This window comes from Nocardioides sp. (genome assembly GCF_024509035.1).
GTDB lineage: Bacteria > Actinomycetota > Actinomycetes > Propionibacteriales > Nocardioidaceae > Nocardioides.
This window is the reverse complement of sequence record NZ_JANINT010000157.1, coordinates 24,661-31,655: the sequence shown is the minus strand read 5'-3', so window position 1 is coordinate 31,655 and position 6,995 is coordinate 24,661. Positions and strand designations below refer to the sequence as shown.

Annotated in this window: 5 protein-coding genes and 1 pseudogene; 4 read left to right on the top strand and 2 right to left on the bottom strand. The window is 74.1% G+C overall.

Features of this window, described 5'->3' with window-relative positions; genetic code table 11:
- The 4 genes from Q0L15_RS12415 to Q0L15_RS12400 form a co-directional block, all read left to right on the top strand.
- Positions 1-212: hypothetical protein (locus tag Q0L15_RS12415; RefSeq protein ID WP_296604755.1), on the top strand; the 212-nt coding region annotated here is incomplete at its 5' end.
- On the top strand, positions 209-874 hold the full coding sequence (locus Q0L15_RS12410; RefSeq protein WP_296604754.1) for a hypothetical protein: 666 nt from the start codon (positions 209-211) through the stop codon (positions 872-874). The genes Q0L15_RS12415 and Q0L15_RS12410, both read left to right, overlap by 4 nt.
- 2 nt (positions 875-876) lie before the next feature.
- Entirely contained in the window at positions 877-2,370 is a 1,494-nt protein-coding gene (locus Q0L15_RS12405; RefSeq protein ID WP_296604753.1) for a hypothetical protein, read from the top strand.
- Positions 2,371-2,558: 188 nt separating this feature from the next.
- Positions 2,559-4,346, top strand: coding sequence for a right-handed parallel beta-helix repeat-containing protein (locus Q0L15_RS12400; protein WP_296604752.1), 1,788 nt, complete (start codon positions 2,559-2,561; stop codon positions 4,344-4,346).
- 2 nt (positions 4,347-4,348) lie between these two features.
- Here Q0L15_RS12400 and Q0L15_RS12395 read toward each other — a convergent pair whose 3' ends face one another.
- A complete protein-coding gene (locus Q0L15_RS12395; protein ID WP_296604751.1) occupies positions 4,349-6,262 on the bottom strand; it encodes a polysaccharide biosynthesis tyrosine autokinase in 1,914 nt (637 codons plus the stop codon).
- Positions 6,259-6,995: pseudogene (locus Q0L15_RS12390) on the bottom strand (hypothetical protein); the annotation flags it as partial. The pseudogene Q0L15_RS12390 and the gene Q0L15_RS12395, both read right to left, overlap by 4 nt.

Here is a 6,995-nt window from a genome sequence, read left to right as displayed (position 1 = left end):
CGGCGGTCCTGGCGTTGATGGTCGCCCTCACCCTGCTCCGCGCACTGGCACTCGACCCACCGGTGCGGTCGTTGGCCGTCGCCGTCCTGGCGCTCCTCGTCGTCCGCAGTGCACTCGAGAGCGGGCTGTTCGACGCGTCGCCGGCGTACGTGCCGTTCCTGGCCTTCGCGATGGCACCGCCGGCTCGCCGGTCGGTCCGGGAGCCGTCATGACCTTCCAGATCCTGGTCGTCTGCACGGCCAACGTGTGTCGGTCCCCGCTGGCGGCGGCCCTGCTGACCGAGGAGCTGGGCGGTCCCACGCACCGCCTCGCGATCTCCGGGGCCGGCGTCGGAGCGATGGTGGGGGCCCCGGCATGTCGCGAGATGCGCCGCACCGCCGCGGGCCAGGGCCTCCCGGTGGCGGGGCTGCACCACCACCGCTCCCGCCAGCTGACGGTCGGCGAGCTCGCAGCGGCGGACCTGGTCCTCGCCGCCGACCGGCAGGTGCGCTCGACGATCCTCCGGATGGCTCCGGACGTCGCCCCTCGCGTGTTCACTCTGCGGGAGGCGGCCGCCCTCGCGGAGGTGGCCGACGCCGGCCTCAGCGCCCACGGCACCGGGTCGGATCGAGGGGTCGGCGCCGAGCGCCGCCTGCGCGACCGGGTCGCGGCGATGCACGCCAGCCGAGGCCTCACCGAGATGCCGCGGACGCGACGGCTCCTCGCCCTGCCCGCCACCCTGCGCCCCCTCGCGGTGCACGACCACGACGTCCCCGACGCGCACCAGTGTGACCTCGCGCCGCACCGCGTGGTCTTCCGGCTCACGGCGGACGCCGCGCATCGGCTCGGGTGTGTGCTGTCGGCGACCGCCTCCACACCGGCGGCAGCGAGGTAGCCGTGGACGTCGAGCTGCTCGTGCTCCGCCATCACGTGCGTCGGTGGCACCTGGCCCTGGTGGAGGAGCTGACGTCGGCCGGGGTCGGCGTACGGATGACCCCGCAACCGTCCGGACGCACCTGGGAACCCGACCTCGAAGCCCTGCTGGGCCGCGAGCGGCGCCTCCACCACCTCGTGGGCCGGGGTGCCACGCTGGTGTCGCCCGACCAGGTCCCCGACCTCCCGGGCGGCCGGCACGTGCGCGACACCCCCGCACCGGAGGTGAGGATCGACCTCACCGGCGGCGCCCCGCGGCCGGGCTGCTGGCAGGTCACCTTCGACGCCGAGCCCGGGGAGGATAGCGCCGCGAGGGCCGTGCTCGCGACGCGGTTCCCCGTCGTCCGGGTGATCGACGGGGCGGGTGAGGTCCGCGCCGAGGGCCGGCCGGGCAGCGAGCAACCGGGGGTCGCGGCCGCCGCGCTCGACGACGTCCTCGCCGGATGCGTGCAGCTCGTCCGCGCCGCGGTGACCGGCCATCGACTGCGGCTCCCCGAGGCGACGGACGGGACCGGACAGGACGGCCACCACCGGGTCCCTCCGACCCCGACGCAGGTGTGGGTCCGTGACGTCGCGCTGACCCCTGTCCGCGCCGCCTATCACCAGGCCTACCGCAGCCCGCACTGGCGCGTGGGCTGGCGCTGGCTCGACGGGCCCGGGCTCCTCGAGCGCGGTGCGCTGCCCGACGACGGATGGCAGCGCCTGCCCGACGACGGCCGCCACTTCTACGCCGACCCGTTCCCGATCGTCGTCGGGGGCCGCACCTATCTCTTCGTCGAGGACGTCGACCACCGGATCGGTCGGGGCGTGATCTCGGTGACCGAGATCGGCGTCGACGGGCCGTCGTCGGTCCCCCGGCCGGTCCTGGAGTCGACCGTCCACCTGTCCTACCCGGTGGTGGTCGAGGACGCGGGCGACCTGTGGATGGTCCCGGAGACCTCAGGTGCCCGACGGGTCGAGCTCTACCGGGCCACGAGGTTCCCCGACGAGTGGGTGCTCGACCGCGTGCTGCTCGACGACGTCGACGCGAACGACGCCACGCCGTTCCGCCACCAGGGCCGGTGGTGGCTCTCCGCCACCGTGCGCCGAGGCGGGTCCTGCTCGGACGCCCTGCACCTCTGGCACGCACCGACCCTGCGCGGGCCCTGGCAGCCGCACCGGCGCAACCCGGTCCTGGTCGACATCGCGAGCGCGCGGCCGGCGGGGCGGCCCGAGGTGCACGACGGAAGACTCCTGCGACCGGCGCAGGACGGCTCCCGGCGCTACGGCGGCGGCCTCACGGTGGCCGAGGTCGTCGAGCTCAGCCCCGACGCCTTCGCCCAGCGGGTCGTGGCGCGCGTGGGACCCGGCCCGGCGTGGCCGGGCCACTGCCTGCACACGGTCAACCGAGCCGGCCGGCTCGAGGTGATCGACGGGTCCGCACGGTCCTTCCGGCTCGCCTCACGGAGCCGTCCCTAGACGTCTACCGCCCGGAGTCTGCTGCTCGGAGCCTGCTGAACGATCGACGCGGCTGCACCGGGGCACGGACGAGCATCGCGCGGAGCGGGCGTCAGCGCGTCGCTTTGACAACGCTGGACGCGAGATGACAGCCTCCGCCCGTCCAGGGGGACATGCACGGCCGCGTCACGCACGTCCGAGGTATGCCCATGCCCTGCTCGCGCCCTGGGTCGACTCCCGCGTCGACCCGTCGCCTACTCCGCGTCCTCCTCCTGGTCCTCTCGCTCGCCGCCGCACCGCTCGCCGTGGTGGGCGCCGTCGGGTCGCCGGCCCAGGCACGCGCCGCCGCCACCGCCCCCGACCCCGCCCCCGACCCCGCGATCGTCGTCTCGCCCCGAGGCAACGACTCCGCCCGTGGGACGACCGGGGCGCCGTTGCGCTCCATCCAGTCGGCGGTCGACCAGGCCTCGGCCGGCGACACCGTCGTCGTCCGTGGGGGCACCTACCACGAGTCGGTCACGATCCCCGCCGGCAAGCGCGTGACGCTCACCGCCGCCCCCGGTGAGCGGGTCTGGCTGGACGGCTCCCAGACGGTCTCGTCGTGGCAGGCGTCCGACGGGGGCTGGGTGCACCACGGCTGGACCGTGACCTTCGACCACAGCCCCACCTACACCTGGGGCGCACCCGACGGCACCGAGCCCTCCTGGTCCTTCGTCAACCCCGACCACCCCATGGCGGCCCACCCGGACCAGGTCTGGGTGGACGGCAAGGCGCAGGAGCAGGTCGCGTCGCGCGCCCAGCTCCGGCCCGGGACGTTCTACGTCGACGAGGCCGCCGACGACCTCTACCTGGGCAGCAACCCGAGCGGTCGCACCGTGCTGGCCAGCACCCTGGCCAAGGCCATGTCGATCCGGGCGGCCGGCACCACCGTCCAGGGCATCGGCGTACGCCGGTTCGCACCGTCGGTCCCGCACATGGGGGCGGTCACCGTCGAGGCACCGGACGTCACCCTGCGGCGCATGGCGGTCAACGGCAACGCCACCACCGGGCTGTTCGTCGCCGCGACCGGCGCCGAGCTGGACCACGTGCGGGTCCTCGACAACGGCATGCTGGGCCTGGGCGCCACGTACGCCGACGGCATCCGGGTCGTCGACCTCGTCAGCCGCCGCAACAACAGCGAGCGGTTCAACTCCGCACCGGTCGCGGGCGGCGTGAAGATCGACCGGACTCGCGGGATCCTCGTCTCGGGTGCCGACATCCGACGCAACGCGGCCAGCGGGCTGTGGTTCGACGAGTCGGCCAAGGACATCACCGTGCTCGACAGCACGATCCGCGACAACGCCCGCCACGGTCTCTCGCTGGAGATCTCCGCTGACGCCACCGTGGCCGACAACGTCATCGCCGGCAACGGAGGCTTCGGGATCAAGGTCAACAACACCAGCGACGTCGCGATCTGGAACAACACGATCGTGGGCAACGACCGGCCGGTGAACATCGTCCAGGACGACCGTGACGCCAACGACCCGGGCACTCCCGGGCACGACCCCCGGTTCCCCGTGCCGGCGCCGGGGATGACCTGGATCAACGGGCCGGTGGACGTCCACAACAACGTGCTCGACCGCGGGCAGTCCGCAGCGAACTGCCTACTGTGCGTGGAGGACTACTCCGGACGCTTCACGGCCGACGAGCTCGGGGTGTCCGCCTCCGGCAACGTCTACGCCCGTGCGAGCCGGTCTGCCCCCACCTGGCTGGTGGTCTGGTCCCGGGGCGGCGGCAACCCCGACGTCTTCACCTCGCTCGACGCCTTCAACCGGGCCACGGGCCAGGAGGCCCGCCGGCTCGAGGTGGTGGGGCGACCTGCGGTGACCGCCCGGTTGCGGACCACCCGCGAGGTCCGGAGCGCGACCGCGAGCGTCGCGCTGCCGCTGCCGGCCGCTCTCGCGGGCCTGCTGGATCGTCGCTCGGGGGTCCGCCACCTGGGTGCCTGGCCGGGCTGAGGTCATCGCAGACCGGAGACGGAGAGCGACGGTGGCGTCGTGGCCGGCGCCGGGCCGGCCACGACGCCGAGGTCGGGGTCGCTCCCGGCGGTCTCCTCGGCGGACACCGGCCGTCGCTCGAGGGCGGGCGTGCCGTCGGTGACCTCGGCCGTCCAGCTCTCCGGCTCCACCTCACCGGTGCGCCAGACCTTGGCGCGCAGGTGGGTCGAGGAGGTGCCGTCGGCCCGAACGCGGACCTGCACCTCCTCGCCGGCCGCGACCACGCCGTCGAGCACGCCCTCCCAGAGCCGGCCGTCGACCCCGTCGACCTGGAGCCCGAGCACGAGCGAGACGAGACCGGCTGCGTCGACCGCGACCTCGACGAAGTAGTGGTCGCGCCCCCAGCCCGCCCGCGGCCGCAGCCGCAGGCTGGATCCCTGGTGGCGCCCACCGCCCGGCCTCCGACCACCGAGCGCGGCCCGGAGGTCGGTGACCGCACCCCGGTCCGGGCCGGCTGCCACGGGCGCGGTCTCGGCCGCGGTCTCGGGCCGGGCCGGACGGGGCGTGAGCTCGACGCGGTCGCCGTCGAGCCGCGCGGTGTAGCTGCGCACCTCCGAGCTCCGGCGGCGACGCTCACCGGCGACCACGGTGCCCAGCAGTGCCAGGCGCGACCGGCGCAGTGTCTCCAGGCACGCCGTCACGTGGTCGCGCCGTGTGGCGCCCGAGCGGATCACGAGGACCACACCGTCGACCAGGCGACCGAGGACGACCGCGTCCGCGACGGAGAGCATCGGCGGGGAGTCGTAGATGACCACCTCGAACCGGGCGCGCAGCTCGGCCACGAGCGACGCCATGGCCGCCGACCCGAGCAGCGCCGCAGGATCGGGCGGCAACGAGCCGGCCGGCAGCACCGACAGCATGCCCTGGTTCCACGGCACGACGACCTCGTCGAGAACCCGCTCGCCGACGAGCACGTCCGAGAGACCGACGCCGCCGTCGATCCCGAGGAAGCTCGACACCGACGGCCGTCGGAGGTCGGCCTCGACCAGGCACACCGACACGCCGGACTGGGCCCAGGCGATCGCCAGGTTGCAGCTGACCGTGGTCTTGCCCTCCTCCGCCACCCCCGAGGTGACCACGAAGTTGCGGACGCCGTGGTCGACGGCGGCGAACTTCAGTGCCGTCCGCACGGTCCGGTAGCGCTCCGCCGACGCAGAGCGCCAGTCCAGGGCGACCAGCGGGTGCCGGCGTGCGGAGCGGTCGTGCAGCGTGGAGCCCAGGGGGGACATCCCGGTCAGCTCGCGGACGTCGTGGGAGGACTTGATGCGCCGGTCGAGGCCGTGGCGCAGCACCGCCGCGGCCAGGCCGAGGGCGAGACCCGCGGCCGCGCCGAGCACGAGGTCGACGAGCACCCGCGGCGACGAGGGCGCCGTCGGCTCCGCCGCCGGGCGGGCCAGCGACACCTTCACGTTCGAGACCGCGGAGTCGCGAGGGGTCTCCAGCTCCTCGATGACCTCGCCGAGGCGCACGGAGATCGCGTCGGCGAGCCGCGCCGCCAAGGCGGGGTCGGCGTCGGAGACCGACACCTCCAGCAGCACGGTCTCGGGAGCGCTGCTCACGGAGACCTGACCTCCCAGCTGGCGGACCGTGCTGTCCAGGCCGAAGCGGCTGATCACCGGTTCGAGCACCTCCGGGCTCTTGACGAGAGGTGCGTAGGACTTCACCCGTTGGACCGCGAACTGCGAGCCCTGGAAGATCTCCGACTGTCCTGAGCTGTCGACGCGCTCGGCGACCGTCACGAACGAGAGCGCCGTCGCGGTGTACCTGGTCGGTGAGACCACGATCACGACGAGGGCAGCCAGCAGCCCTGCAGCGAGGCCGGCGCCCCAGACGCGCCAGCGTCGCTGCAGGACCAGGAGGTACTCCGCGAAGGTCACGCTTCACCCACACTCAGGTTGTCGAAGATCCCGAACACCGGGGCGTTGGTCGCCGACCCGGACAGGTAGGTGTGCAGACCGATGCCGCCCGGGGCCTGCAGTGCCGTTGTCGTGTCGGTGACGCTCGCCGACCAGCTGGACGGCTCCGGTGTGCCGACCGCCCAGACCTTTGCGCGCAGCGTCGTCGGCGAGGTGCCCACGGCCTGGACCCGCGCCTGCAGCAGGGTGCCGGGCACGACGCCGAGCCCCGCGATCGTCCGGGTCAGCAGGTAGCGGTCCGTGCCGCCGACGGTCCTGCCGAGCGTGACCGCCACGCCGTCGCCGGCGACCAGGCGGACATCGGCGAAGTACTTGTCGCCGGTGGCCAGGACCCGCGGCTGGACGGTCAGGTAGATCCCACCGCCCGTGGCAGCCTTGTCGGCCCCGAGCTGGACCCGGACGTCGGTGTCGGTCTGCGAGACCGACGAGAGCGTCATGCCCGGGCCGGCGCCCGCACTCGACATGCGGATCCGACCGACGCCGCCCGTCACCGAGAAGTTGGCCGCGCTGCCGGAGCGCGTCCAGGCCCCACCGATGTCGGCCACCCCCCAGCCGCCGCTGACCTCGCGACCGAACTCGTCCGCCGCGAACGGTGTGACCGCCCCCGGGCTCACGCTGACCTGGTGGCTGGTCGTGCCGGTCGCGCCCTTGTCGTCGGTGACCGTCAACGTGACGTCGTAGGTCCCCGCAACCG